Origin of the sequence: Arthrobacter sp. UC242_113 (genome assembly GCF_044054585.1) — a bacterium.
Classification (GTDB): Bacteria; Actinomycetota; Actinomycetes; order Actinomycetales; family Micrococcaceae; genus Arthrobacter.
Window position 1 is genome coordinate 2,385,843 of record NZ_CP171968.1, and the last position, 24,033, is coordinate 2,409,875.

A 24,033-nucleotide genomic window follows, 5' to 3' on the forward strand; every position below is an offset into this window, starting at 1 on the left:
TGACGCACAAAATCCCTGGCCCTACTGGAATTCCAGTAGCGCCAGGGATTCTGCGCGTCGCCCAGCTAAATTCGTGTCTTCAGGGAATCGGGACAGGCACCACGCCGAGGGGCGCGAGCCTGGCCGCGCCGCCGTCGGGCGAGGACAGCACCCAGATGCCCTTCTCGTGCACGGCCACGGAATGCTCCCACTGGCACGAACGCTTGCCGTCGGTGGTGACCACGGTCCAGTCGTCCTCCAGCACTGCGGTCTCAATGCCGCCGCGAACCAGCATCGGTTCGATGGCCAGGCACAGGCCGGTGCGGATCTTCGGACCGCGGTGGCTGGTGCGGTAGTTCAGGACGTCTGGGGCCATGTGCATCTCGGAGCCGATGCCGTGGCCCACATAGTCCTCGAGGATGCCCAGGGGCTTGCCGGGAACCGAGGAGACGTAGTCGTCCACTGCTGCTCCGATGTCGCCCACGAACTTGCCCTTGGCCAGGGCCGCGATGCCGTGCCACATGGCCGTCTCCGTGACGTCGGAGAGGCGCTGGTCCTCCGGGTCCGGCGTTCCAACGATCACAGTCCGCGCCGAGTCGGAGTGCCAGCCGTTGACGATCGCGCCGCCGTCAATGGAGATGATGTCCCCGTCCTGCAGGACCTTGTCGCCGGGGATGCCGTGGACCACTTCCTCGTTGACGGAAGTGCAGATGGTGGCGGGGAACCCGTGGTAGCCCAGGAAGTTGGACTTGGCGCCCGCCTCGAGCAGCACTGCAGCGAAGACCTCGTCGAGCTGCTTTGTGGTGACCCCAGGGGCAGCCGCGGCCACGGCGGCATCGAGGGCGCGGCTCAGCACGAGCCCGGCCTCGTGCATGGTGCGCATCTGGGCGTTGGTCTTGTATTCAATCCGTGGCTGGCCGAATGCCATCAGCGGTGTTTCCTCTCGATGTGCCTCGCCCTTCCGGCCCAGGATGCGGGACCACAAGCGCGGGGCTAAAAGCCGGAGGCCCCTCCCCATGGTCCGGGAGGAGCCTCACAGCGTTGGAACTAATTTCAGGCGGCCTGAGCTTCCTTGATGGCCTGCATGACGCGGTCGGTGACCTCGTCGATCTGGCCGATCCCGTCAACCTGGGTCAGGATGCCGCGCTCGGCGTACTTGGCCACAACGGCTTCGGTCTGCTCGTGGTAAAGGTCCAGACGGTGGCGGATGACGGCCTCGTTGTCGTCACTGCGTCCGGTTTCCTTAGCGCGGCCAAGCAGGCGGGCAACGAGTTCTTCGTCATCGGCGGTGAGCTGCAGGACGACGTCCAGCTTCTGGTCGCCGTCGGCCAGGATCTGGTCCAGGTAGTCAACCTGGGCGGTGGTGCGCGGGTAGCCGTCCAGCAGGAACCCGTCCTCGACGTCAGCTTCGCTCAGACGGTCGCGGACCATCTTGTTGGTCACGCTGTCCGGCACGAAGTCGCCCGCGTCCATGTACTTCTTGGCCTCGACGCCGAGCGGCGTCTCACCCTTGACGTTGGCGCGGAAGATGTCGCCGGTGGAGATCGCAACGACGCCGAGGCGGTCTGAGATGCGTTCCGCCTGCGTGCCCTTGCCCGAACCCGGTGGTCCGATAATCAACATTCTGGTCATCGCAATAGCCCTTCGTAGTGACGCTGCTGTAGCTGCGCGTCAATTTGCTTGACGGTTTCCAGGCCAACGCCCACCATGATCAGGATCGAGGTGCCACCGAACGGGAAGTTCTGGTTTGCGTTGATCAGCACGAGCGCCACCAGCGGGATCAGTGCCACGAAGCCAAGGTAGATGGCGCCGGGCAGCGTGATGCGCGACAGGACGTACTGCAGGTAATCCGCGGTCGGCTTGCCGGCACGGATACCCGGGATGAAGCCGCCGTATTTCTTCATGTTGTCGCTGACCTCTTCAGGGTTGAAGGTGATCGCGACGTAGAAGTAGGTAAAGAAAACGATCATGGCGAAGTACAGCGCCATGTAGATGGGGTGGTCCCCGCGCGTCAGGTTGTTGTTGATCCACTCAACCCACGGCTGGATGGACTCCCCTGCTTTCGGCTGGTTGAACTGTGAGATCAACGCCGGCAGGTAGAGCATCGAGGAAGCGAAGATGACGGGAATGACGCCGGCCATGTTCACCTTGATGGGAATGTAGGTGCTGGTGCCGCCCACTGTGCGGCGGCCGATCATGCGCTTGGCATATTGCACCGGGATGCGGCGTTGGGACTGCTCCACGAAGACCACCAGGGCAACGGTCAGCAGGCCGATGGCCAGCACGATGAAGAACGTGCCCGGACCCTGCGCGGACCAGATGGCGCCCAGCGAGGTGGGGAAGCCGGCAGCGATGGCCGTGAAGATCAGCAGGGACATGCCGTTGCCGACGCCCTTCTCGGTCACGAGCTCACCCATCCACATGATGAGGCCGGTGCCGGCCGTCAGCGTGATGACGATGAGGATCGTGGTAATGACGCTCTGGTCCGGGATGATCGGCAGGTTACAGCCGGGCAGGAGCTGGCCGGACCGTGCCAGCGACACCAGCGTCGTGGCGTTCAGCAGGCCAAGGGCGATCGTCAGGTACCGCGTGTACTGCGTCAGCTTGGACTGCCCGGAGGCACCCTCTTCGTACAACTGCTGGAACCGCGGGATGACCACGCGCAGCAACTGCACAATGATGCTCGCCGTGATGTACGGCATGATTCCCAGTGCGAAGATGGAGACCTGCAGCAACGCACCGCCGCTGAAAAGATTGACGAGCTGGTAGATCCCGCCCTGGGTCTGCCCGTTCGACAAGCATTGCTGGACATTCTGGTAGCTCACACCGGGCGAGGGGATAAAGGCTCCCAAGCGGAAGATTGTGATGATTCCCAGCGTGAACAACAACTTGCGTCGCAGATCAGGCGTCCGAAACGCCCGGCCGAATGCGCTTAGCAAGCGTCCTCCTCAGTTGTTAATAAGTCTCGTGATGCAGGTCTATAAACCCAACAACCGAGTCTAACCGGTGTTTGCGGCATGCGAACAATCCGGAAGACCCAATAGGTATGAAAAAACTCCCGGCACAGGGGCCTCGGCCCCCGTGCCGGGAGTTTGCGCAGCAGGCTATCGCCCACCGGCTCCGGGACAGAGTCCCTTAGAGCGCGGTGGTGCTTCCGCCGGCTGCAGCGATCTTTTCAGCGGCGCTGGCCGAGAATGCGTGGACGGTAACGTCAACCTTGACGGTGATGTCGCCGGTGCCCAGCACCTTGACGGGCTGGTTCTTGCGAACGGCACCCTTTTCGACCAGGTTCTCCACGGTGACTGCGCCACCTTCCGGGAACAGCTCGTTGAGCTTGTCCAGGTTTACAACCTGGAACTCAACCCGGAACGGGTTCTTGAAGCCGCGCAGCTTCGGCAGGCGCATGTGCAGCGGCAGCTGGCCGCCGGCAAAGCCAGCCTTTACCTGGTAGCGGGCCTTCGTACCCTTGGTACCGCGACCGGCGGTCTTACCCTTGGAACCTTCACCACGACCAACACGGGTCTTGGCGGTCTTGGAACCCGGGGCGGGACGCAGGTGGTGAACCTTCAGAGCGCTCTGCTTCTCAGCAGCGGCGGTCTCAGCAGTGTTCTTCTCGGCCATTACTTCGCCTCCTCAACATTCACGAGGTGCGGAACCGTGTTGAGCATTCCAACGGTCACGGCATCAGCGGTGCGGACAACGGTGTGTCCGATGCGCTTAAGGCCGAGCGACCGAAGGGTGTCGCGCTGGTTCTGCTTGGCGCCAATGACGCCCTTGATCTGGGTGATCTCCAACTTGGCGTCGGAGGGAGTCAGGTTCTTAGCCATAACCTAGACACCTGCCTTCTGGTTCATCAGAGCCTTCACCAGTGCCGGCGGAGCGATCTCGTCGAGGGGCAGGCCGCGGCGTGCTGCCACGGCTGCCGGCTCTTCGAGGCGCTTCAGGGCATCAACGGTCGCGTGAACGATGTTGATGGCGTTGGAGGAACCGAGCGACTTGGAGAGGATGTCGTGGATGCCCACGCACTCCAGTACTGCACGGACCGGACCACCGGCGATAACACCGGTACCGGCGGAAGCCGGGCGCAGCATTACTACACCAGCGGCGGCTTCACCCTGAACGCGGTGAGGGATGGTGTTGCCAACGCGGGGAACGCGGAAGAAGGACTTCTTGGCCTCTTCAACGCCCTTGGCGATAGCAGCGGGAACTTCCTTGGCCTTGCCGTAGCCGACGCCGACCATACCGTTGCCGTCACCAACGACGACGAGCGCGGTGAAGCTGAAGCGACGACCACCCTTGACGACCTTGGAAACGCGGTTGATGGTGACAACGCGCTCTACGAACTGGTTCTTCTCGGCTTCACGTCCGCCATCGCGGCCGCCACGGCCACCGCGGTCGCCGCGGCCCTGGCCACGGTCGCCACGCTCGCCGCGACGGGCGCCACCACGGCGGTCCTCGGCAGCGGGGGCAGTGGTCTCAGCAGCTGCGGCTTCGGGGGCCTTTTCTTCTGCAGACACAGTGTCCTTTTCCTTGTTTGCTTCGGTCACAGTGACAGCCCACCTTCGCGTGCACCGTCAGCGACGGCGGCGATCCGGCCGTGGTACTTGTTACCACCACGGTCGAAAACAACAGCTTCGACGCCGGCAGCCTTGGCACGCTCGGCTACGAGCTCGCCAACGCGCTTGGCCTTGGCGGTCTTGTCACCGTCGAATGCACGAAGGTCAGCTTCCAGAGTGGACGCGCTTGCTACGGTCTGACCAATGGTGTCGTCGACAACCTGGACAAATACGTGGCGTGCGGAGCGGTTGACGACCAGGCGAGGACGTACAGCCGTTCCGGAAATGCGCTTGCGGATACGAAGCTGGCGGCGGCTGCGCGAAGCAGACTTGCTCTTGTTCGTACGCTTCTTGTTAATGGCGATGGCCATGGTTACTTACCAGCCTTTCCGACCTTGCGGCGGATGACTTCGCCCGCGTAGCGGATGCCCTTACCCTTGTACGGGTCAGGCTTGCGCAGCTTGCGAATGTTGGCAGCAACCTCGCCGACCTGCTGCTTGTTGATGCCTGAGACAGAGAGCTTGGTCGGCCCCTCTACTGCAAAGGTGATGCCGGCCGGAGCGGTAACGCTGACCGGGTGGCTGTAGCCGAGAGCGAACTCAAGGTCAGATCCCTTGGCCTGAACGCGGTAACCGGTACCGACGATTTCAAGCTTCTTCTCGTAGCCTGCGGTGACGCCCTGGATCATGTTGGAGATCAGGGTGCGGGTCAGGCCGTGGAGCGAACGGGAGGCGCGCTCGTCGTTCGGGCGGGTTACGGTCAGGGTGCTGTCTTCCAGCGCAACCTCGATCGGGCTGGCCACAGTGTGGGTCAGCTCGCCCTTGGAACCCTTGACGCTGACGACAGAGCCGTCAACCTTGACCTCAACGCCGGCAGGAACGGTGATGGGGAGACGTCCAATACGTGACATTATTCTCTTCCTTTCCCGTTACCAGACGTAAGCGAGGACTTCGCCGCCCACGCCCTTCTTGCCGGCCTGCTTATCAGTCAGGAGGCCGGAAGAGGTGGACAGAATTGCGATACCCAGGCCACCCAGCACGTGCGGCAGGTTGGTGGACTTCGCGTAAACGCGGAGACCCGGCTTGGAGATGCGACGGACACCCGCGATTGAACGCTCGCGGTTGGGGCCGAACTTGAGATCAAGGGTCAGCTTCTTGCCGACTTCTGCGTCCTCTTCCTTCCAGCCGGCGATGAAACCTTCGGCCTTCAGGATGTCAGCAACGCGAGCCTTGAGCTTGCTGTAAGGCATAGACACGGAGTCGTGGTATGCCGAGTTTGCGTTACGCAGGCGCGTAAGCATATCTGCGACAGGATCTGTCATAGTCATTTGGGCACTTGCCCTTCCTCGTAACGGTTTCCGCCGTTCTGTCCTTGCGGGATCAGAGCGGCCGGACCTTTTACGTAGTTAATTAAGCTTCGGTTTTGAACGGGAAACCAAGCGCCTTGAGCAGCGCGCGGCCTTCGTCATCGGTCTTGGCGGTGGTCACAACCGTGATGTCCATACCGCGGGTGCGGTCGATGGAGTCCTGGTCGATCTCGTGGAACATAACCTGCTCGGTCAGACCGAAGGTGTAGTTGCCATTGCCATCAAACTGCTTGCCGCTGAGGCCGCGGAAGTCGCGGATACGGGGCAGGGCCAGCGTGACCAGACGGTCCACGAATTCCCACATGCGGTCGCCACGCAGGGTTGCGTGTGCACCAATGGGCATGCCTTCGCGCAGCTTGAACTGTGCGATCGACTTGCGGGCCTTGGTGACCTGCGGCTTCTGGCCGGTGATCAGGGTGAGGTCGCGGACAGCGCCGTCGATCAGCTTGGAGTCCTTGGCGGCATCTCCAACACCCATGTTCACAACAACCTTGACCAGACGGGGAACCTGGTTCACGTTCTCATACTTGAATTCCTCAAGAAGCGCGCTCTTGATGGAATCGGCGTACTTGGTCTTCAGACGAGGAACGATCTTCGTTGCCGGAGTCTCGAGAGTCTCAGTCATTAGATGTCCTTCCCGGAGCTCTTGGCCACGCGGATGCGGACGGTCTTCTTGACGCCGTCCTTCTCTACGGTGTCGAGGCGGAAACCAACGCGGGTCGGCTTCTTGGTGGACGGGTCAACCAGAGCCACGTTGGAAACGTGGATGGAAGCCTCGACAACCTCGATGCCGCCGGTCTTGGTGCCGCGCTGCGACTGTCCGACCTTGGTGTGCTTGGTTACGCGGTTGATACCCTCAACCAGCACGCGGTTGGTTTCCGGGAACACGCGCAGAACCTTGCCCTGCTTGCCACGGTCGCCGCCGCGCTCAGCCTTGGCGCCAGTGATGACCTGAACCAGGTCACCCTTCTTGATCTTAGCCATGGACTAGAGCACCTCCGGAGCCAGAGAAACGATCTTCATGAACTTCTTGTCACGGAGTTCACGACCAACCGGTCCGAAGATACGGGTACCGCGGGGGTCACCGTCGTTCTTCAGGATGACGGCTGCGTTCTCGTCAAACTTGATGTAGGAACCATCCGCACGGCGGCGTTCCTTCTTGGTACGGACGATGACAGCCTTGACGACGTCGCCCTTCTTTACGTTTCCGCCCGGAATTGCATCCTTGACGGTTGCGACGATTACGTCGCCAATGCCTGCGTAGCGACGGCCAGATCCACCGAGAACGCGAATGGTAAGGATTTCCTTAGCACCCGTGTTGTCGGCGACCTTGAGTCGCGACTCCTGCTGAATCACTATTTACTCCTTGCGTCGCGCCGGTTCTCAGACCGAAAATCTTCCTACGGAATGAGCCTTGCGGAACGGTTGATCGGGGTGTCTCTTGACCTGACTGGATTTTGCCAGACCAGGCCTAAACGCCCGTGCCACAAACAGTTGCTTCCCAGCCCTTCGAGGCGCAGGGGAACACTATGCCGTGGCACGATTGTTTACGAGGTTTGCTGTCGGCGCACAACAGGCGCCATACAAACTCAATATCCTAGCATGTTTTCGGCGGATCCCATATCACCCGGCAGCACTCCCCCGCAACGTACGACGGCGTCACTCAAGGCAGACTTTTGGCTCACCGGGGGTGCCACTCCCCCCGCTTAACGCGGAAACCCCCGCTCCCAAAGGGAACGGAGGTTTCCGTTACAGCCGCCAGGGGCGATGCTGCAGGTGTTACTTAGCCTTCTCGAGGATCTCCACGAGCCGCCAGTTCTTGGTGGCGGACAGCGGGCGGGTCTCGGCGATGACAACCAGGTCGCCGATGCCGGCGGTGTTCTGCTCGTCGTGTGCCTTGACCTTGGAGGTGCGGCGGATGACCTTGCCGTACAGGGCGTGCTTCACGCGGTCTTCAACCTGAACAACGATGGTCTTGTCCATCTTGTCAGAGACCACGTAGCCGCGACGCGTCTTACGGTAACCGCGCTGCTCAGCCGTAGCTGCCGTAGCAGTTTCCGTCACGTTCTCGTCCTTTTCACTCACTTGGCGTCCTCCTCGGTCTCAGCCTCGGCAGGCTTTTCGGCCTTCTTAGCTGCAGACTTCTTGGACTTCTTTTCTTCCTTGGCTTCCACAACCGGTGCGGCAACCTCGGCACGAATGCCCAGCTCGCGCTCACGGAGAACGGTGTAGATGCGGGCGATGTCCTTCTTTACCGCGCGCAGACGACCGTGGTTCTCCAGCTGTCCGGTGGCGGACTGGAAACGCAGGTTGAACAGCTCTTCCTTGGACTTGCGGAGTTCTTCAACGAGACGCTCGTTGTCGAAACCGTCCAGCTGTGCGGGTGCAAGATCCTTTGACCCAACTGCCATTTCTATTCACCACCTTCGCGACGCACAATGCGTGCCTTCAACGGGAGCTTGTGGATTGCCAGGCGCAGGGCCTCGCGAGCTACCTCATCACTGACACCGGAGAGTTCGAAGAGAACCCGTCCCGGCTTGACGTTGGCGACCCACCATTCCGGCGAACCCTTACCGGAACCCATGCGGGTTTCGGCAGGCTTCTTGGTCAGGGGACGGTCCGGGTAAATGTTGATCCAGACCTTACCGCCACGCTTGATGTGGCGGGTCATCGCGATACGGGCAGATTCGATCTGACGGTTCGTGACGTATGCCGGGCTCAGGGCCTGGATGCCGTACTCACCGAAGGAGACCTTGGTACCGCCCGTGGCAGCGCCGGAACGACCCGGGTGGTGCTGCTTACGGTGCTTGACTCGACGTGGGATAAGCATTTAAGCCTGTCCTCCTTCTGCTGCCTGTGCCGGAGCTGCTGCCTCGGCTGCCGGAGCTGCAGCAGCAGGTGCTGCGTCGGCTGCCGGACGGTCGGTACGACGACGGCGGTCACCACGGTCAGCGCCACCCGGGCGGCCCGGACGGTCGCCGGAGCGGCCACGGGACGGAGCAGCAGCTGCCTGCTGAGCCAGTTCCTTGGAGGTGACGTCGCCCTTGTAGATCCAGACCTTCACGCCGATGCGGCCGAAGGTGGTCTTGGCTTCGTAAAAGCCGTAGTCGATGTTCGCGCGGAGGGTGTGCAGGGGCACACGGCCTTCGCGGTAGAACTCCGAGCGGGACATTTCTGCGCCACCCAGACGGCCCGAGCAAGCGATACGGATACCCTTGGCACCGGCACGCTGTGCGGACTGCATGGCCTTCTTCATCGCGCGGCGGAATGCCACGCGGGAAGTCAGCTGCTCTGCAACACCCTGGGCAACAAGCTGGGCTTCCATCTCGGGGTTCTTGACCTCGAGGATGTTCAGCTGAACCTGCTTGCCGGTGAGCTTTTCGAGCTCGCCGCGGATGCGGTCTGCCTCGGCGCCGCGGCGGCCGATGACGATGCCCGGACGTGCCGTGTGGATGTCCACGCGGACACGGTCGCGGGTGCGCTCGATCTCGACCTTGGCGATACCGGCGCGCTCCATGCCCGTGGACATGAGCTGGCGGATACGGATGTCTTCGCGAACGAAGTCCTTGTACCGCTGACCGGACTTGGTGCTGTCAGCGAACCAGTGCGATACGTGATCGGTGGTGATGCCGAGTCGGAACCCGTGCGGGTTTACTTTCTGTCCCACTTAGCGAGCCTCCTCTTTCTCCGGGGTAGCGACTACCACGGTGATGTGGCTGGTGCGCTTCTTGATCTGAAATGCACGACCCTGAGCACGCGGCTGGAACCGCTTCATGGTCGGGCCTTCATCAACAAACGCTTCGCTGATGATGAGGTCACCTTCGTCGAACGCAACACCGTCGCGGTCCGCGAGGACGCGGGCGTTGGAGATTGCCGACTGAACTACCTTGAATACCGGCTCCGAAGCTGCCTGGGGGGCAAACTTCAGAATTGCCAGAGCCTCGTTCGCTTGCTTACCACGAACAAGGTTGACGACGCGCCGGGCCTTCATAGGCGTTACGCGGATGTGGCGCGCAATTGCCTTGGCTTCCATTGCTTTCCTTCTCTCGTCTTTGACGTAAGTGCAGGCGCCTAGCGGCGCTTGCCCTTACGGTCGTCCTTGACATGGCCGCGGAATGTCCGCGTAGGAGCGAATTCGCCGAGCTTGTGCCCGACCATCGACTCGGTGACAAACACCGGGATGTGCTTGCGTCCGTCGTGCACGGCGATCGTGTGCCCGAGCATGTCGGGGATGATCATCGAGCGGCGGGACCAGGTCTTAATGACGTTCTTGGTGCCCTTTTCGTTTTCCCTGTCCACCTTCACAAAGAGGTGCTGGTCAACGAAAGGACCTTTTTTCAGGCTGCGTGGCATGTGTCCAGGCTCCTATCGCTTGTTCTTGCCAGTACGACGGCGACGAACAATAAGCTTGTCGCTCTCTTTGTTGGGGCGGCGGGTACGGCCTTCAGGCTTACCGTTCGGGTTGACCGGGTGACGACCACCGGAGGTCTTACCTTCACCACCACCGTGCGGGTGGTCAACCGGGTTCATGGCGACACCACGGACGGTCGGGCGAACGCCCTTCCACCGCATACGGCCGGCCTTGCCCCAGTTGATGTTCGACTGCTCGGCGTTGCCGACCTCGCCGATCGTGGCGCGGCAGCGCACGTCAACGTTGCGGATTTCGCCGGAGGGCAGACGCAGCTGGGCGAAACGGCCTTCTTTGGCGACGAGCTGAACAGAAGCACCGGCGGAACGGGCCATCTTGGCACCGCCGCCCGGGCGCAGTTCAACCGCGTGGATAACAGTACCCACGGGGATGTTGCGCAGGGGCAGGTTGTTGCCAGGCTTGATGTCAGCGTTGGCGCCGGCTTCCACGAAGTCGCCCTGCGAGAGCTTGTTCGGGGCGATGATGTAGCGCTTGGTGCCATCAACGTAGTGCAGGAGGGCGATGCGAGCCGTGCGGTTCGGATCGTACTCGATTTCGGCAACGCGGGCGTTGACGCCGTCCTTGTCGTGGCGACGGAAGTCGATCAGACGGTACTGGCGCTTGTGTCCACCACCCTTGTGACGGGTGGTGATCTTACCGGTGTTGTTACGGCCACCCTTTTTGGGCAGCGGACGTACCAACGACTTTTCCGGCGTCGACCGCGTGATTTCGGTGAAGTCCGCTACGCTCGAGCCGCGACGGCCCGGGGTAGTCGGCTTATATTTACGGATTCCCATAATTCATTTCCTCGTTAAAGTGGTCTCCGCTACGCGAGCGGACCGCCGAAGATGTCGATCGTGCCTTCTTTGAGGGTCACAATGGCACGCTTGGTGTTCTTGCGGGTTCCCCAGCCGAATTTGGTGCGCTTGCGCTTACCGGCACGGTTGATGGTGTTGATCGATTCGACCTTGACGGAGAAAATCTTCTCCACGGCCAGCTTGATCTCGGTCTTGTTCGAGCGGGGGTCCACCAGGAAGGTGTACTTGCCCTCGTCGATCAGGCCGTAGCTCTTTTCCGAGACGACGGGTGCAAGCACGACGTCGCGCGGGTCTTTGATGGTGGCTGCGCTCACTTGGCATCCTCCTCGTTCTTTGCAGCCTTGTCAGCAACGAATGCTTCATAGGCAGCCTTGGTGAAGACTACGTCGTCAGAAACGAGAACGTCGTAGGTGTTCAGCTGGTCTGCGTACAGAACGTGAACTTCCTCGAGGTTGCGCACGGACAGTGCAGCAACATCGTTGGCGCGCTCAATGACAACGAGCAGGTTCTTGCGCTCGGAGACGCCGCGCAGCGTTGCCAGTGCTTCCTTGGAGGACGGCTTGTCGCCGGCAACCACATCAGCAATAACGTGGATGCGTCCGTTACGGGCGCGGTCAGACAGTGCGCCGCGCAGTGCAGCAGCAATCATCTTCTTGGGGGTGCGCTGGCTGTAGTCACGCGGGGTGGGACCGTGGACAACGCCACCACCGGTCATGTGAGGAGCACGGATCGAGCCCTGACGGGCGCGGCCGGTACCCTTCTGCTTGAACGGCTTGCGGCCTGCACCGGAAACTTCGGCGCGGGTCTTGGTCTTGTGGGTACCCTGGCGAGCAGCAGCGAGCTGTGCAACGACGACCTGGTGCAGCAGCGGCACGTTGGTCTGAACGTCGAAGATCTCTGCAGGCAGGTCAACCTTGACAGTGCTAGTCATTTAACTAGGCTCCCTTCACGGCGGTGCGTACGAGTACGACCTGGCCGCGGGCGCCGGGAACGGCACCCTTGATCAGGAGCAGCGACTTCTCGACGTCAACCGCGTGAACAGTGAGGTTCAGCGTGGTGTGACGAACGGCGCCCATGCGGCCGGCCATTTTCATGCCCTTGAAGACGCGGCTCGGGGTGGATGCGCCACCGATTGAACCGGGCTTACGGTGGTTCTTGTGGGCACCGTGGGAAGCTCCAACGCCGTGGAAGCCGTGACGCTTCATAACACCGGCGAAGCCCTTACCCTTGGTGGTGCCTACGACGTCGATCTTCTGGCCGGCTTCGAAGACCTCTACGGAGAGCTCCTGGCCCAGCTCGTACTCAGCAGCATCTGCGGTACGGAGTTCGACGACGTGACGGCGAGGCGTGACGCCTGCCTTTTCAAAGTGACCAGCCAGCGGCTTGGTGACCTTGCGGGGATCGATCTGGCCGTAGCCGATCTGAACGGCGACGTAGCCATCAACTTCTGCATTACGCAGCTGGGTGATGACGTTCGAGTCAGCCTGGACAACAGTGACGGGGATGAGCTTGTTGTTCTCGTCCCAGACCTGGGTCATGCCGAGCTTCGTGCCCAGCAGGCCCTTTACGTTACGGGTTGCGGTCATAGTCTCTCAGCACCTCCCTACAGCTTGATTTCGATGTTCACGTCGGCCGGCAGGTCGAGACGCATGAGCGAGTCAACAGCCTTGGGCGTGGGGTCGATAATGTCGATCAGACGCTTGTGCGTGCGCATTTCAAAGTGCTCGCGGCTGTCCTTGTACTTGTGGGGAGAGCGGATAACGCAGTACACGTTCTTCTCCGTGGGCAGCGGCACGGGGCCGACTACCGTTGCGCCTGCGCGCGTGACCGTCTCAACGATCTTCCGTGCTGAAACGTCAATGACCTCGTGGTCGTATGACTTCAGCCGGATGCGGATTTTTTGTCCCGCCATGTCGCCTGACTCTCTTTCAGTAAGTGCTGCTCTGTTTACTTGCGTGTTGCATGTGGCTGCCGAAGCATTTGAAGTCGTAACTACCACCCGCCGCACAAGCTGAATCCGGATGAATCCGGGTTCCTCAACCTGCCGACGTAACCGACCCCCGCGGTCGGGCGTGTCGCGCTGTGCAGAACGCACGAGCCCGCATTTCCTTGGGAGGTGGGTTATGTTTGGGCTTCAACCTGGACCCTGACACCCGGCATTATCCGGATCGGGACGCGAAAAAGCGCTTGAACAACTCATCTAGTATGCCGGAATTTATCCGAGGAAGCCAATCGGGCCCCGTAAGGCGCCTAACCGGGCCCCGTACGCCGTTGCCGCGGGCCATCTGCGGTTGGATGATGGGTTGATGGCCGCGCAGAACGCCGACGCCGGCAGTGCCGTAGTCAGCGCAGATACAGTGCAGAACCTCGCCGGACGCCTGCGCCCGGATTTCACCCTCGGTGTTGCTGCCGCCGCCTTCCAGATCGAAGGCGCCCTGGCAGCGGACGGCCGCGGCCCGTCGGGCTGGGATGCCTTCGCGGCGAAACCGGGCAACATCCTCAACGGGCACTCGCCGGTGGTGGCCTGTGACCACTATAACCGCGTGCCGGAGGACGTTGCCCTCATGCGGGAACTCGGCATCGACTCGTACCGCTTCTCGATCTCGTGGCCCAGGATCCTGCCGGAGGGCCACGGCGCAGCCAACCCGCGGGGCCTCGACTTCTACGACCGGCTGGTTGACCTGCTGCTGGCGGCCGGAATAGCCCCCATGGCCACGCTCTACCATTGGGACACTCCCCTCCCCCTTGAGCGCAGCGGCGGCTGGATGAACCGTGCCACGGCTGAGCGCTTCGCGGAGTACGCGGCAGCCGCCGGAAAGCGGCTCGGTGACCGGGTGGCGCAGTGGGTCACACTCAACGAACCCGTCTCCGTCACGCTCAATGGCTACGCACTGGGCGTCCATGCGCCCGGCCGCGACCTGCTGTTCAAGGCGCTGCCCTCGGTCCACCACCAGCTGCTCGGCCACGGACTCGCGGTCCAGGCGCTACGCTCGGCCGGCGTGGCCGGGACCATCGGCGTGACCAACCTGCACTCCCCCGTACGCCCTGCCACCCGTCGGCCGGCGGACAGGCTGGTGGCCAAGGTCTGCGACCTTGTCCTCAACCGCGTGTACGCCGATCCCATTCTCCTGGGGCGCTACCCCGCCCCGCCGCTTGCCGCCCGCCCCTGGTTCAGGTTTTTGTCCCGGACGTCCGACGACGACCTCCGCCTGATCAGCCAGCCGCTCGACTTCTACGGGGTGAACTATTACTACCCTGTCCGTGTGGCCGCGGGGCAGGGTCCGCCGTCTACGCCGGAAGGCAACGCCCGGGCGATGGCCCGGGTACCCTTCCACTTTGCAGCTTTTCCCGAATATGCCACCACAGGTTTCGGGTGGCCGGTGGCGCCGGACCATCTGGGCATCCTGCTGCGGGAGCTTAAGGACAGGTATGGGGCGGCCTTGCCACCCGTCTACATCACCGAGAGCGGCGCAAGCTTTCCGGAGCCCGAGCATGTCACCGGTCCCATAGCGGACTCGAAACGCATCGAATACCTGGCCCGCCACCTGGACCAGGCAGTGAACTCGACGGCGCCCGGTGGCATCGCGCACGATGTGCGGCTGCTCGGCTACTTCGTCTGGACGTTTATGGACAACTTCGAGTGGGCCGCCGGGTATTCACAGCGGTTCGGCCTGGTGCACGTGGACTTCGAAACCCTAAAAAGGACACCCAAGAAGTCGTTCTACTGGCTGCAGGCACTCAGCCGGGCGCGGGCGCGAACCGCCTGATGCCGTGCGCGCGGCGCGCCTACTGGTTCTTATTCGCCCGGTTGATCCGCTTGGCGCGTTCAATCTCGTGGCGGAAGTGCTTCTTCGCCCAAACAACGCCCATCACCACGGCGGCAACCACCAGCAGGAAAATAAGCCAACCCATGATGTTCCTTTTCTCTCGCGAGCCCTAACCCTATCAGGCCGGCCCGCTGCCCACTGGCGGGAACTGCAGATACAAAAACAGCCCCGCTGCGAGTAGCAGCGGGGCTGTTTTCGAACATCACGTCAGGCCGTTAGCCGGCCCTTCGATCCGCAATCAGCAAGAGTTACTTGTTGATCTTGGTGACACGTCCCGAACCAACGGTGCGGCCGCCTTCACGGATAGCGAAGCCGAGGCCCTCTTCCATAGCGATCGGCTGGATGAGCGCAACGGTCATCTCAGTGTTGTCGCCGGGCATAACCATTTCCGTGCCTTCCGGCAGGGTGATAACGCCGGTTACGTCCGTGGTACGGAAGTAGAACTGCGGGCGGTAGTTCGAGTAGAACGGGTTGTGACGTCCGCCTTCGTCCTTGGAGAGGATGTAGACGTTGGCCTCGAAGTCGGTGTGCGGGGTGATGGAACCCGGCTTGACGACAACCTGGCCACGCTCGACGTCGTCGCGCTTCAGACCGCGGAGCAGGAGGCCACAGTTCTCGCCGGCCCATGCTTCGTCGAGCTGCTTGTGGAACATCTCGATACCGGTAACCGTGGTCTTCTGGACCGGGCGGATGCCGACGATCTCGACCTCGGAGTTGATGGCGAGGGTACCGCGCTCGGCGCGGCCCGTCACAACGGTGCCACGACCGGTGATGGTGAAGACGTCTTCGATCGGCATCAGGAACGGCTTGTCACGGTCACGTACGGGGTCCGGAACGGACTCGTCGACAGCAGCCATCAGGTCCTCGACGGACTTGACCCACTCGGGGTCGCCTTCCAGAGCCTTCAGGCCGGAAACGCGGACAACCGGCGCTTCGTCGCCATCGAAGCCCTGCGAGCTCAGGAGCTCACGAACTTCCATTTCGACGAGGTCGAGGAGTTCCTCGTCGTCAACCATGTCTGCCTTGTTCAGCGCGACCAGCAGGTAGGGAACACCAACCTGGCGGGCGAGCAGAACGTGCTCGCGGGTCTGAGCCATCGGGCCGTCAGTAGCGGCAACCACGAGGATTGCGCCGTCCATCTGAGCAGCACCGGTGATCATGTTCTTGATGTAGTCAGCGTGACCCGGAGCGTCTACGTGTGCGTAGTGGCGCTTCTCGGTCTGGTACTCAACGTGGGAGATGTTGATGGTAATGCCGCGCTGACGCTCTTCCGGAGCAGAGTCGATCGACGCGAAGTCACGCTTCTCGTTGAGAGTCGGGTACTTGTCGTACAGCACCTTGGAAATGGCGGCCGTCAACGTCGTCTTACCGTGGTCAACGTGACCGATGGTACCGATGTTAACGTGCGGCTTAGTCCGCTCGAACTTTGCCTTTGCCACAGGTTCCTCCTAGAACGTTTTTCAAATGGCTTACCTTCAACCGCGCTTATCGCGGCAGAAACTCCAGTAAGTCTACTTGGGGGCTTTGGATTGGTGAAATTTCAGATTCAGGAACTAATACTAGTGCCTAAAGCCTGTTCGTGCTGATGGCCGGAACCGGGCCGGAACCAGTGTTCCGGCCATCCGCACTAGGTGTGTTCCGCAGGGGAAACCCACCCGGATTTTCGCAGCTTGTCGCGTGGACAGTCCTAAGGACTACTCGCCGCGGGACTTCTGGATGATCTCGTCGGCAACTGCCTTCGGGACCTCGGCGTAGCTGTTGAACGTCATGGAGTACACAGCGCGGCCCTGGGTCTTCGACCGCAGGTCACCGATGTAGCCGAACATGCCGGACAGCGGGACGTGCGCGCGAACAACCTTGACGCCCTGGGCATCTTCCATGGACTGCATCTGGCCACGGCGGGAGTTGAGGTCACCGATAACTTCACCCATGTATTCCTCAGGGGTGCGGACCTCGACATCCATCAGCGGTTCGAGCAGAACAGGGTTCGCCTTACGTGCAGCTTCCTTGAAAGCCATACGGCCGGCGATCTTGAACGCCATTTCCGAGGAGTCAACATCGTGGTACGCGCCGTCAATCAGCGTGGCCTTGATGCCGACAACCGGGTAACCGGCCAGGACACCGTCATTCAGTGCGTCCTGGATACCGGCGTCGACCGACGGGATGTACTCGCGGGGAACGCGGCCACCGGTGACCTTGTTCTCGAACTCGTACAGCTCGCCTTCGGCAGTGTCCAGCGGCTCGATCGCGATCTGGATCTTTGCGAACTGGCCGGAACCACCGGTCTGCTTCTTGTGCGTGTAGTCGTGACGCTCAACAGCACGCTTGATGGTTTCGCGGTAAGCAACCTGCGGCTTGCCAACGTTGGCCTCGACCTTGAATTCGCGGCGCATGCGGTCCACCAGGATGTCCAGGTGAAGTTCGCCCATGCCGGCGATGATGGTCTGGCCAGTGTCTTCGTTGAGGGAGACCTGGAAGGTCGGGTCCTCAGCGGAGAGCTTCTGGATGGCCGTGGAGAGCTTCTCCTGGTCACCCTTGGTGTTGGGCTCGATGGCAACCGAGATCACGGGCTCCGGGAAGCTCATGGATTCGAGGACGATCTGGTTGCTGGAGTCGCACAGGGTGTCGCCCGTGGTGGTGTCCTTCAGACCGATCGCTGCGTAGATGTGGCCGGCGGTAGCGCCCTCAACAGGCATTTCCTTGTTGGCGTGCATCTGGAACAGCTTGCCGATGCGCTCCTTCTTGCCCTTGGTGGAGTTGACCACCTGTGCGCCTGCTTCCACGTGACCGGAGTACACGCGGACGAAGGTGAGCTGGCCGAAGAACGGGTGCGCAGCAATCTTGAACGCCAGAGCGGAGAACGGCTCTTCGGCAGACGGCTTGCGGGTCAGTTCCTTCTCTTCGTCGCGGGGATCGTGACCGATCATCGGCGGGACGTCGAGCGGGTTCGGCAGGTAGTCGACGACTGCATCGAGCATCGGCTGAACGCCACGGTTCTTGAATGCGGAACCACAGAACACCGGGTAGATCTCGGAGTTGATCGTCATCTTGCGGATGCCGGCCTTGAGTTCGTCGATGGTGATTTCTTCACCTTCGAGGTACTTCTCCATGAGTTCTTCGGAGGACTCTGCAACGGCTTCCACGAGGTTTGCGCGGTATTCCTCGGCCTTGGCCTTGAGGTCTTCCGGGATCTCGCGGATTTCGTACTTGGCGCCCATGGTGACGTCACCCTTGGCATCGCCAGGCCATACGAGCGAACGCATGTAGAGCAGGTCGACGACGCCGATGAAGTCGTTCTCGGCACCGATCGGCAGCTGCATGACCAGCGGCTTGGCACCAAGGCGGCTGATGATGGTGTCTACGGTGAAGTAGAAGTCAGCGCCCAGCTTGTCCATCTTGTTGACGAAGCAGATACGCGGAACGTTGTACTTGTCAGCCTGGCGCCAAACGGTCTCAGACTGCGGCTCAACGCCTTCCTTGCCATCGAAGACGGCAACTGCACCGTCGAGGACGCGCAGGGAGCGCTCAACCTCAACCGTGAAGTCCACGTGGCCGGGGGTGTCGATGATGTTGATCTGGTTGTTTTCCCAGAAGCAGGTCACGGCGGCAGACGTGATGGTGATGCCGCGCTCCTTCTCCTGTTCCATCCAGTCAGTGGTCGAAGCGCCGTCGTGCGTTTCGCCAATCTTGTGGTTCACACCTGTGTAGAACAGGATGCGCTCGGTGGTGGTGGTCTTGCCGGCATCGATGTGGGCCATGATGCCGATGTTGCGGACCTTACTAAGGTCTGTAAGCACGTCCTGTGCCACGGTGTCTCCCTTTCGGATGGACTACGCGTTCGCCGCCGGCTCGTGTGAGCCGGCGGCGTACGGGAAGTTTTACCAGCGGTAGTGGGCGAAGGCCTTGTTGGACTCGGCCATCTTGTGGGTGTCTTCGCGACGCTTCACAGCGGCACCGAGACCGTTGGAGGCATCCAGGATTTCGTTCTGGAGGCGCTCGGTCATCGTCTTTTCGCGGCGGGCCTTGGAGTAGCCGACCAGCCAACGCAGGGCGAGTGCGGTGGAGCGGCCCGGCTTGACCTCAACCGGAACCTGGTAGGTGGCGCCACCAACACGGCGGGAGCGGACCTCGAGGGAAGGCTTGACGTTGTCCATGGCCTTCTTGAGGGCTGCAACGGGGTCGCCGCCGGACTTCGCACGGGCACCTTCGAGGGCACCGTAAACGATGCGCTCAGCGGTGGACTTCTTGCCGTCAACCAGCACCTTGTTGATCAGCTGGGTAACCAGCGGGGAGCCGTAGACGGGATCTGATACGAGCGGCCGCTTCGGGGCCGGACCCTTGCGAGGCATATTACTTCTTCTCCATCTTTGCGCCGTAGCGGCTGCGCGCCTGCTTACGGTTCTTCACACCCTGGGTATCGAGGGCACCACGGACGATCTTGTAGCGGACACCGGGAAGGTCCTTAACACGACCACCACGAACGAGCACAATGGAGTGCTCCTGGAGGTTGTGGCCAACACCGGGGATGTAGGCGGTTACTTCGATACCACCGTTGAGGCGCACACGTGCAACCTTACGCAGAGCCGAGTTCGGCTTCTTCGGGGTGGTGGTGTAAACGCGGGTGCAAACACCGCGGCGCATCGGGCTGCCGTTCAGCGCGGGTGCCTTGGTCTTTTTGACCTTCGGCGTGCGGCCCTTGCGGACCAGCTGGTTAATCGTAGGCACTTTCGTGTTCTCCGTTGGTTGATCTCTGCCCCGCGCCAGGCGAGTGCCTGTGTTGCGTGAGAGCTTTGGCGTTGTCCCTGCGGCTTCGGATCCTAGACGGTCCGTGGGCGTGCAAAAGTGCGGCATTCGTTGCGCACGTAGCCCGCAACCCGGAAACAGGCTCCACCCAACATCATGAGAACAAAACCGAAATGATGCTGCGGCGGCCTTCATCCACTGCCACACAGAACAATTACACAAAGTCTAGCATGGCTTGATCTGGAGCCTTAATCGGGTGTAGGGAGGACGACGGCGGAAGCCGGCCGCCGCCGTCGGGCACCAAACGGGAAAGACCCCGCACTCACTGAGTGCGGGGTCCTTCCTTGCGTAACGACTAGCGGAAGTCGTTTCCGAGGTCGTAGTCATCCAGCGGGATGGCGTGGAACTCAGGAGCTCCGTCGCCGCCCAGCGTGTCGTAGGAGAAATCGCTGAATGCGCTCGGGCCAGTGAACAGATTGGCCTTTGCTTCTTCAGTCGGTTCCACCGTGATCTCGGTGTAGCGCGGGAGGCCCGTGCCGGCCGGGATCAGCTTACCGATGATGACGTTTTCCTTGAGGCCGAGCAGCGGATCGCTCTTGCCTTCCATGGCCGCCTGCGTCAGAACGCGGGTGGTCTCCTGGAAGGAAGCTGCGGACAGCCAAGACTCGGTGGCCAGCGACGCCTTGGTGATACCCATGAGCTCGGGACGTCCGGAAGCCGGAGTCTTGCCCTCGGATACAACGCGGCGGTTGGCGTCCTCGAAGCGGCTGCGCTCGGCCAGCTCACCCGGGAGCAGGTCGGAGTCGCCGGATTCGATGACCGTGACGCGGCGCAGCATCTGGCGGACGATGACTTCCACGTGCTTGTCGTGGATGCCAATGCCCTGGCTGCGGTACACGCCCTGCACTTCGTCCACGAGGAACTTCTGTGCGGCACGCGGGCCCATGATGCGCAGGACCTGCTTCGGGTCGACCGGACCGTTGATGAGCTTCTGGCCCACCGTGACGTGCTGGCCGTCTTCGATCAGGAGGCGCGACCGGCGCAGGACCGGGTAGGCGATCTCTTCGGAACCGTCGTCCGGGGTGATCACCAGACGCATCTGGCGCTCGGATTCCTCGATGGTGATGCGGCCGGCTGCTTCCGCAATCGGCGCGACACCCTTCGGGGTACGGGCTTCGAAGAGCTCCTGGATACGGGGCAGACCCTGGGTGATGTCGTCGCCACCGCTGGCGGAAACAGCACCACCGGTGTGGAACGTACGCATGGTCAGCTGAGTACCGGGCTCACCGATCGACTGAGCGGCGATGATGCCAACAGCCTCGCCGATGTCCACGGTCTTACCGGTGGCCAGCGAACGGCCGTAGCACAGGGCGCAGGTGCCGACGCTGGACTCACAGGTGAGCACAGAGCGGACCTTGACCTCGGTGATGCCGGCTGCGAACAGCTCAGCGATCACGACGTCGCCGCAGTCGGTACCGCCGGCAGCCAGGACGTTGCCCTTGGAGTCAACGACGTCCACAGCCAGCGTGCGGGCGTAGGCGCTGTTCTCGACGTTCTCGTCCAGTGCCAGCTCGCCGTTGGCGTCAGCCACGGCGATCGGGGTGACAAGGCCGCGCTCAGTGCCGCAGTCCTCTTCACGGACAATGACGTCCTGCGAGACGTCCACCAGACGACGGGTCAGGTAACCCGAGTTGGCGGTACGCAGCGCGGTGTCGGCAAGACCCTTACGTGCACCGTGCGTCGCGATGAAGTATTCCAGCACCGACAGGCCCTCACGGTAGGAGGACTTGATCGGACGCGGGATGATTTCACCCTTCGGGTTGGCCACCAGGCCACGGATACCGGCGATCTGGCGGACCTGCATCCAGTTACCACGTGCACCGGAGGACACCATGCGGTTGATGGTATTCATCGGCGACAGGCTGTCGCGCATGACCTGGGCGATCTCGTTGGTCGCCTTGTTCCAGATCTCGATCAGTTCCTGGCGGCGCTCGTCGTCGTCGATCAGGCCCTTGTCGTACTGTCCCTGGATCTTGGCGGCGCGCTCCTCGTAACCGGCAAGGATGGCCGGCTTCTCGACCGGAACCTCAATGTCGGAGATGGCGACGGTGACGCCCGAGCGGGTGGCCCAGTAGAAACCGGCGTCCTTGAGGTTGTCCAGCGTTGCGGCCGTGACAACCTTCGGGTAGCGCTCCGCGAGGTCGTTGACGATCCGGGAAAGCTCGCCCTTGTCGGCTACAGCCTCAACCCACGGGTAGTCCTCGGGCAGGGTCTCGTTGAAGAGAACCTGGCCCAGGGAGGTGTCCACCAGTGCGGGCTGACCCTGCTCCCAGCCCTCCGGAGCTTCCCAGCCGGCGTAAGGAACAAAGCCCTCGAGACGGATCTTGACCTGGGAGTTCAGGTGCAGCTGGTGGGCGTCGAAAGCCATGATGGCTTCGGACACCGAGCCGAAGACCCGGCCTTCACCAGCTGAACCCACACGCTTGGTGGTCAGGTGGTAGAGGCCGATGATCATATCCTGTGAAGGCAGGGTCACCGGACGGCCGTCAGACGGCTTCAGGATGTTGTTGGACGACAGCATCAGGATGCGTGCCTCAGCCTGGGCTTCGGGGCTCAGCGGCAGGTGGACTGCCATCTGGTCGCCGTCGAAGTCGGCGTTGAACGCGCCACAAACCAGCGGGTGGAGCTGGATGGCCTTGCCTTCAACAAGCTGCGGCTCGAATGCCTGGATACCGAGGCGGTGCAGGGTAGGTGCACGGTTGAGCAGCACCGGGTGTTCGGTGATGATCTCTTCCAGCACGTCCCAGACCTGCGGACGGTAACGCTCGACCATGCGCTTTGCCGACTTGATGTTCTGCGCGTGGTTGAGGTCAACCAGGCGCTTCATCACGAACGGCTTGAAGAGCTCCAGTGCCATCTGCTTGGGCAGGCCACACTGGTGCAGCTTCAGCTGCGGGCCGACGACGATGACCGAACGGCCGGAGTAGTCGACGCGCTTGCCGAGGAGGTTCTGGCGGAAACGGCCCTGCTTGCCCTTGAGCATGTCGCTCAGGGACTTCAGCGGACGGTTGCCCGGTCCGGTGACCGGACGGCCGCGGCGGCCGTTGTCGAAGAGGCTGTCAACAGCTTCCTGAAGCATGCGCTTCTCGTTGTTGACGATGATCTCCGGAGCACCCCAGGTCAAGCAGTCGCTTGAGTCGGTTGTTGCGGTTGATCACGCGGCGGTAGAGGTCGTTGAGGTCGGAGGTCGCGAAGCGGCCACCGTCCAGCTGGACCATCGGGCGCAGTTCCGGCGGGATCACCGGGACGGCGTCCAGCACCATGCCGAGCGGGCTGTTGTTGGTGGTCAGGAACGCATTGACCACCTTCAGGCGCTTCAGGGCGCGGGTCTTGCGCTGGCCCTTGCCGTTGGCGATGATGTCGCGCAGGTTGTCGGACTCGGCCTGCATGTCGAAGTTCTCGAGACGCTTCTTGATGGCCTCGGCACCCATGGAGCCCTCGAAGTACATGCCGTAGCGGTCACGCAGTTCGCGGTACAGGCCCTCGTCACCTTCGAGGTCAGCGACTTTCAGGTTCTTGAAGCGGTCCCAGACCTGCTCGAGGCGCTCGATCTCGGCGTCGGCGCGCTTGCGGACGTTCGCCATCTGGCGGTCAGCCGAGTCGCGTGCCTTCTTCTTGTCGGCAGCCTTCGCACCCTCACCCTCGAGACGGGCAAGCTCGTTCTCAAGGTCGCGGGCGATCGCGGCGATGTCGGAGTCGCGGTTGTCGATCAGCTGCTTCTTCTCGACGTCATGCTCAACCTGCAGGTTGGGCAGTTCCGCGTGGCGGTTTTCTTCGTCGACGCTGGTGATCATGTAGGCAGCGAAGTAGATGACCTTTTCGAGGTCCTTCGGAGCCAGGTCAAGGAGGTAGCCCAGGCGGGACGGAACACCCTTGAAGTACCAGATGTGGGTTACAGGAGCGGCCAGCTCGATGTGGCCCATGCGCTCACGGCGCACCTTGGCGCGGGTGACCTCAACGCCACACCGCTCACAGATGATGCCCTTGAAGCGCACGCGCTTGTACTTGCCGCAGTAGCATTCCCAGTCACGGGACGGGCCGAAGATCTTCTCGCAGAAGAGGCCGTCCTTCTCGGGCTTGAGCGTGCGGTAGTTGATGGTTTCCGGCTTCTTAACCTCGCCGTACGACCAGCCGCGGATGTCTTCCGCGGTGGCGAGGCCGATCTGCATGAGGCCGAAGGAGGATTCGCTGGACATATGGTCCCTGTTCTCTCTTGTTCTCTAAATTCTGAAGTCTTGCTTGCGGGGAGAGGGAGGAGGACGACGGCGGACGGCCC

General features: G+C 62.0%; 29 protein-coding genes and 1 pseudogene. 1 reads left to right on the plus strand and 29 read right to left on the minus strand.

Annotated features, from left to right (window positions below):
* Nucleotides 1-79: 79 nt before the first annotated feature.
* The 23 genes from map to rpsJ form a co-directional block, all read right to left on the minus strand.
* On the minus strand, nucleotides 80-907 hold the full coding sequence (gene map / locus ACHMXB_RS10790; RefSeq protein ID WP_395398355.1) for a type I methionyl aminopeptidase: 828 nt from the start codon (nucleotides 905-907) through the stop codon (nucleotides 80-82).
* Nucleotides 908-1,032: 125 nt separating this feature from the next.
* Nucleotides 1,033-1,602, minus strand: coding sequence for an adenylate kinase (locus tag ACHMXB_RS10795; RefSeq protein WP_190608442.1), 570 nt, complete (start codon nucleotides 1,600-1,602; stop codon nucleotides 1,033-1,035).
* A 5-nt stretch (nucleotides 1,603-1,607) separates the two neighbouring features.
* The gene (secY, locus tag ACHMXB_RS10800; protein WP_395398356.1) at nucleotides 1,608-2,918 is read right to left on the minus strand and encodes a preprotein translocase subunit SecY; all 1,311 of its coding nucleotides are present in this window, start codon (nucleotides 2,916-2,918) and stop codon (nucleotides 1,608-1,610) included.
* 196 nt (nucleotides 2,919-3,114) lie between these two features.
* Nucleotides 3,115-3,600 carry a 50S ribosomal protein L15 gene (gene rplO, locus ACHMXB_RS10805; protein WP_395398357.1) on the minus strand — a complete coding sequence of 162 codons (486 nt, stop codon included), beginning with the start codon at nucleotides 3,598-3,600 and terminating at the stop codon, nucleotides 3,115-3,117.
* Nucleotides 3,600-3,806 carry a 50S ribosomal protein L30 gene (gene rpmD / locus ACHMXB_RS10810; protein ID WP_003803757.1) on the minus strand — a complete coding sequence of 69 codons (207 nt, stop codon included), beginning with the start codon at nucleotides 3,804-3,806 and terminating at the stop codon, nucleotides 3,600-3,602. Before rpmD ends, rplO begins: the two co-directional genes overlap by 1 nt.
* Before the next feature lie 3 nt (nucleotides 3,807-3,809).
* Nucleotides 3,810-4,526, minus strand: a complete 717-nt coding sequence (gene rpsE / locus ACHMXB_RS10815; protein WP_102973685.1) for a 30S ribosomal protein S5 — start codon at nucleotides 4,524-4,526, stop codon at nucleotides 3,810-3,812.
* Complete coding sequence (rplR, locus tag ACHMXB_RS10820; RefSeq protein ID WP_003803763.1) at nucleotides 4,523-4,906, minus strand: 50S ribosomal protein L18; 384 nt, start codon at nucleotides 4,904-4,906, stop codon at nucleotides 4,523-4,525. Before rplR ends, rpsE begins: the two co-directional genes overlap by 4 nt.
* Before the next feature lie 2 nt (nucleotides 4,907-4,908).
* Nucleotides 4,909-5,445: a 50S ribosomal protein L6 gene (rplF, locus tag ACHMXB_RS10825; RefSeq protein WP_102973686.1), complete on the minus strand. Its 537-nt coding sequence runs from the start codon at nucleotides 5,443-5,445 to the stop codon at nucleotides 4,909-4,911.
* 18 nt (nucleotides 5,446-5,463) lie between these two features.
* Nucleotides 5,464-5,862 carry a 30S ribosomal protein S8 gene (gene rpsH / locus ACHMXB_RS10830; RefSeq protein WP_015937843.1) on the minus strand — a complete coding sequence of 133 codons (399 nt, stop codon included), beginning with the start codon at nucleotides 5,860-5,862 and terminating at the stop codon, nucleotides 5,464-5,466.
* Between the two features lie 82 nt (nucleotides 5,863-5,944).
* A complete protein-coding gene (rplE, locus tag ACHMXB_RS10835; protein ID WP_003803769.1) occupies nucleotides 5,945-6,526 on the minus strand; it encodes a 50S ribosomal protein L5 in 582 nt (193 codons plus the stop codon).
* Nucleotides 6,526-6,885, minus strand: coding sequence for a 50S ribosomal protein L24 (gene rplX, locus ACHMXB_RS10840; protein WP_102973687.1), 360 nt, complete (start codon nucleotides 6,883-6,885; stop codon nucleotides 6,526-6,528). The genes rplE and rplX overlap by 1 nt, the downstream gene beginning before the upstream one ends.
* Before the next feature lie 3 nt (nucleotides 6,886-6,888).
* Complete coding sequence (gene rplN, locus ACHMXB_RS10845) at nucleotides 6,889-7,257, minus strand: 50S ribosomal protein L14 (RefSeq protein ID WP_003803789.1); 369 nt, start codon at nucleotides 7,255-7,257, stop codon at nucleotides 6,889-6,891.
* 423 nt (nucleotides 7,258-7,680) lie between these two features.
* The gene (gene rpsQ, locus ACHMXB_RS10850; protein WP_076801234.1) at nucleotides 7,681-7,986 is read right to left on the minus strand and encodes a 30S ribosomal protein S17; all 306 of its coding nucleotides are present in this window, start codon (nucleotides 7,984-7,986) and stop codon (nucleotides 7,681-7,683) included.
* Nucleotides 7,983-8,312, minus strand: a complete 330-nt coding sequence (rpmC, locus tag ACHMXB_RS10855) for a 50S ribosomal protein L29 (RefSeq protein WP_003803792.1) — start codon at nucleotides 8,310-8,312, stop codon at nucleotides 7,983-7,985. The genes rpsQ and rpmC overlap by 4 nt, the downstream gene beginning before the upstream one ends.
* 2 nt (nucleotides 8,313-8,314) lie before the next feature.
* Nucleotides 8,315-8,731, minus strand: coding sequence for a 50S ribosomal protein L16 (gene rplP, locus ACHMXB_RS10860; protein ID WP_102973688.1), 417 nt, complete (start codon nucleotides 8,729-8,731; stop codon nucleotides 8,315-8,317).
* Nucleotides 8,732-9,568 carry a 30S ribosomal protein S3 gene (gene rpsC / locus ACHMXB_RS10865; protein WP_111905195.1) on the minus strand — a complete coding sequence of 279 codons (837 nt, stop codon included), beginning with the start codon at nucleotides 9,566-9,568 and terminating at the stop codon, nucleotides 8,732-8,734. It lies immediately after the preceding gene.
* Nucleotides 9,569-9,934, minus strand: a complete 366-nt coding sequence (rplV, locus tag ACHMXB_RS10870; RefSeq protein WP_003803798.1) for a 50S ribosomal protein L22 — start codon at nucleotides 9,932-9,934, stop codon at nucleotides 9,569-9,571.
* Between the two features lie 38 nt (nucleotides 9,935-9,972).
* Nucleotides 9,973-10,254 (minus strand): 30S ribosomal protein S19, encoded by a 282-nt coding sequence (gene rpsS, locus ACHMXB_RS10875; RefSeq protein ID WP_011692805.1) that lies wholly within the window; start codon nucleotides 10,252-10,254, stop codon nucleotides 9,973-9,975.
* A 12-nt stretch (nucleotides 10,255-10,266) separates the two neighbouring features.
* Nucleotides 10,267-11,106: a 50S ribosomal protein L2 gene (rplB, locus tag ACHMXB_RS10880; protein WP_003803804.1), complete on the minus strand. Its 840-nt coding sequence runs from the start codon at nucleotides 11,104-11,106 to the stop codon at nucleotides 10,267-10,269.
* Nucleotides 11,107-11,135: 29 nt separating this feature from the next.
* The gene (gene rplW, locus ACHMXB_RS10885) at nucleotides 11,136-11,441 is read right to left on the minus strand and encodes a 50S ribosomal protein L23 (protein ID WP_011692807.1); all 306 of its coding nucleotides are present in this window, start codon (nucleotides 11,439-11,441) and stop codon (nucleotides 11,136-11,138) included.
* Complete coding sequence (gene rplD, locus ACHMXB_RS10890; protein ID WP_111905193.1) at nucleotides 11,438-12,058, minus strand: 50S ribosomal protein L4; 621 nt, start codon at nucleotides 12,056-12,058, stop codon at nucleotides 11,438-11,440. The genes rplW and rplD overlap by 4 nt, the downstream gene beginning before the upstream one ends.
* 4 nt (nucleotides 12,059-12,062) lie before the next feature.
* Nucleotides 12,063-12,713, minus strand: coding sequence for a 50S ribosomal protein L3 (rplC, locus tag ACHMXB_RS10895; RefSeq protein ID WP_102973689.1), 651 nt, complete (start codon nucleotides 12,711-12,713; stop codon nucleotides 12,063-12,065).
* A 17-nt stretch (nucleotides 12,714-12,730) separates the two neighbouring features.
* Nucleotides 12,731-13,039, minus strand: a complete 309-nt coding sequence (rpsJ, locus tag ACHMXB_RS10900; protein ID WP_003803825.1) for a 30S ribosomal protein S10 — start codon at nucleotides 13,037-13,039, stop codon at nucleotides 12,731-12,733.
* Nucleotides 13,040-13,433: 394 nt separating this feature from the next.
* Between rpsJ and ACHMXB_RS10905 the strand changes: the two genes are divergently transcribed.
* On the plus strand, nucleotides 13,434-14,894 hold the full coding sequence (locus ACHMXB_RS10905) for a GH1 family beta-glucosidase (RefSeq protein ID WP_395398358.1): 1,461 nt from the start codon (nucleotides 13,434-13,436) through the stop codon (nucleotides 14,892-14,894).
* A 19-nt stretch (nucleotides 14,895-14,913) separates the two neighbouring features.
* Here ACHMXB_RS10905 and ACHMXB_RS10910 read toward each other — a convergent pair whose 3' ends face one another.
* The 6 genes and pseudogenes from ACHMXB_RS10910 to ACHMXB_RS10935 all read right to left on the minus strand — a co-directional run bounded on the left by ACHMXB_RS10910 (nucleotide 14,914) and on the right by ACHMXB_RS10935 (nucleotide 23,953).
* Nucleotides 14,914-15,039 (minus strand): hypothetical protein, encoded by a 126-nt coding sequence (locus ACHMXB_RS10910; RefSeq protein WP_395398359.1) that lies wholly within the window; start codon nucleotides 15,037-15,039, stop codon nucleotides 14,914-14,916.
* 163 nt (nucleotides 15,040-15,202) lie between these two features.
* Nucleotides 15,203-16,393, minus strand: a complete 1,191-nt coding sequence (gene tuf, locus ACHMXB_RS10915) for an elongation factor Tu (RefSeq protein ID WP_102973690.1) — start codon at nucleotides 16,391-16,393, stop codon at nucleotides 15,203-15,205.
* Between the two features lie 255 nt (nucleotides 16,394-16,648).
* Nucleotides 16,649-18,763, minus strand: a complete 2,115-nt coding sequence (gene fusA / locus ACHMXB_RS10920) for an elongation factor G (RefSeq protein WP_395398360.1) — start codon at nucleotides 18,761-18,763, stop codon at nucleotides 16,649-16,651.
* Nucleotides 18,764-18,832: 69 nt separating this feature from the next.
* Entirely contained in the window at nucleotides 18,833-19,303 is a 471-nt protein-coding gene (rpsG, locus tag ACHMXB_RS10925) for a 30S ribosomal protein S7 (protein ID WP_003803829.1), read from the minus strand.
* Between the two features lies 1 nt (nucleotide 19,304).
* Nucleotides 19,305-19,679: a 30S ribosomal protein S12 gene (gene rpsL, locus ACHMXB_RS10930; RefSeq protein WP_018773658.1), complete on the minus strand. Its 375-nt coding sequence runs from the start codon at nucleotides 19,677-19,679 to the stop codon at nucleotides 19,305-19,307.
* A 373-nt stretch (nucleotides 19,680-20,052) separates the two neighbouring features.
* Nucleotides 20,053-23,953, minus strand: a pseudogene (locus ACHMXB_RS10935) (DNA-directed RNA polymerase subunit beta').
* Nucleotides 23,954-24,033: the final 80 nt, after the last annotated feature.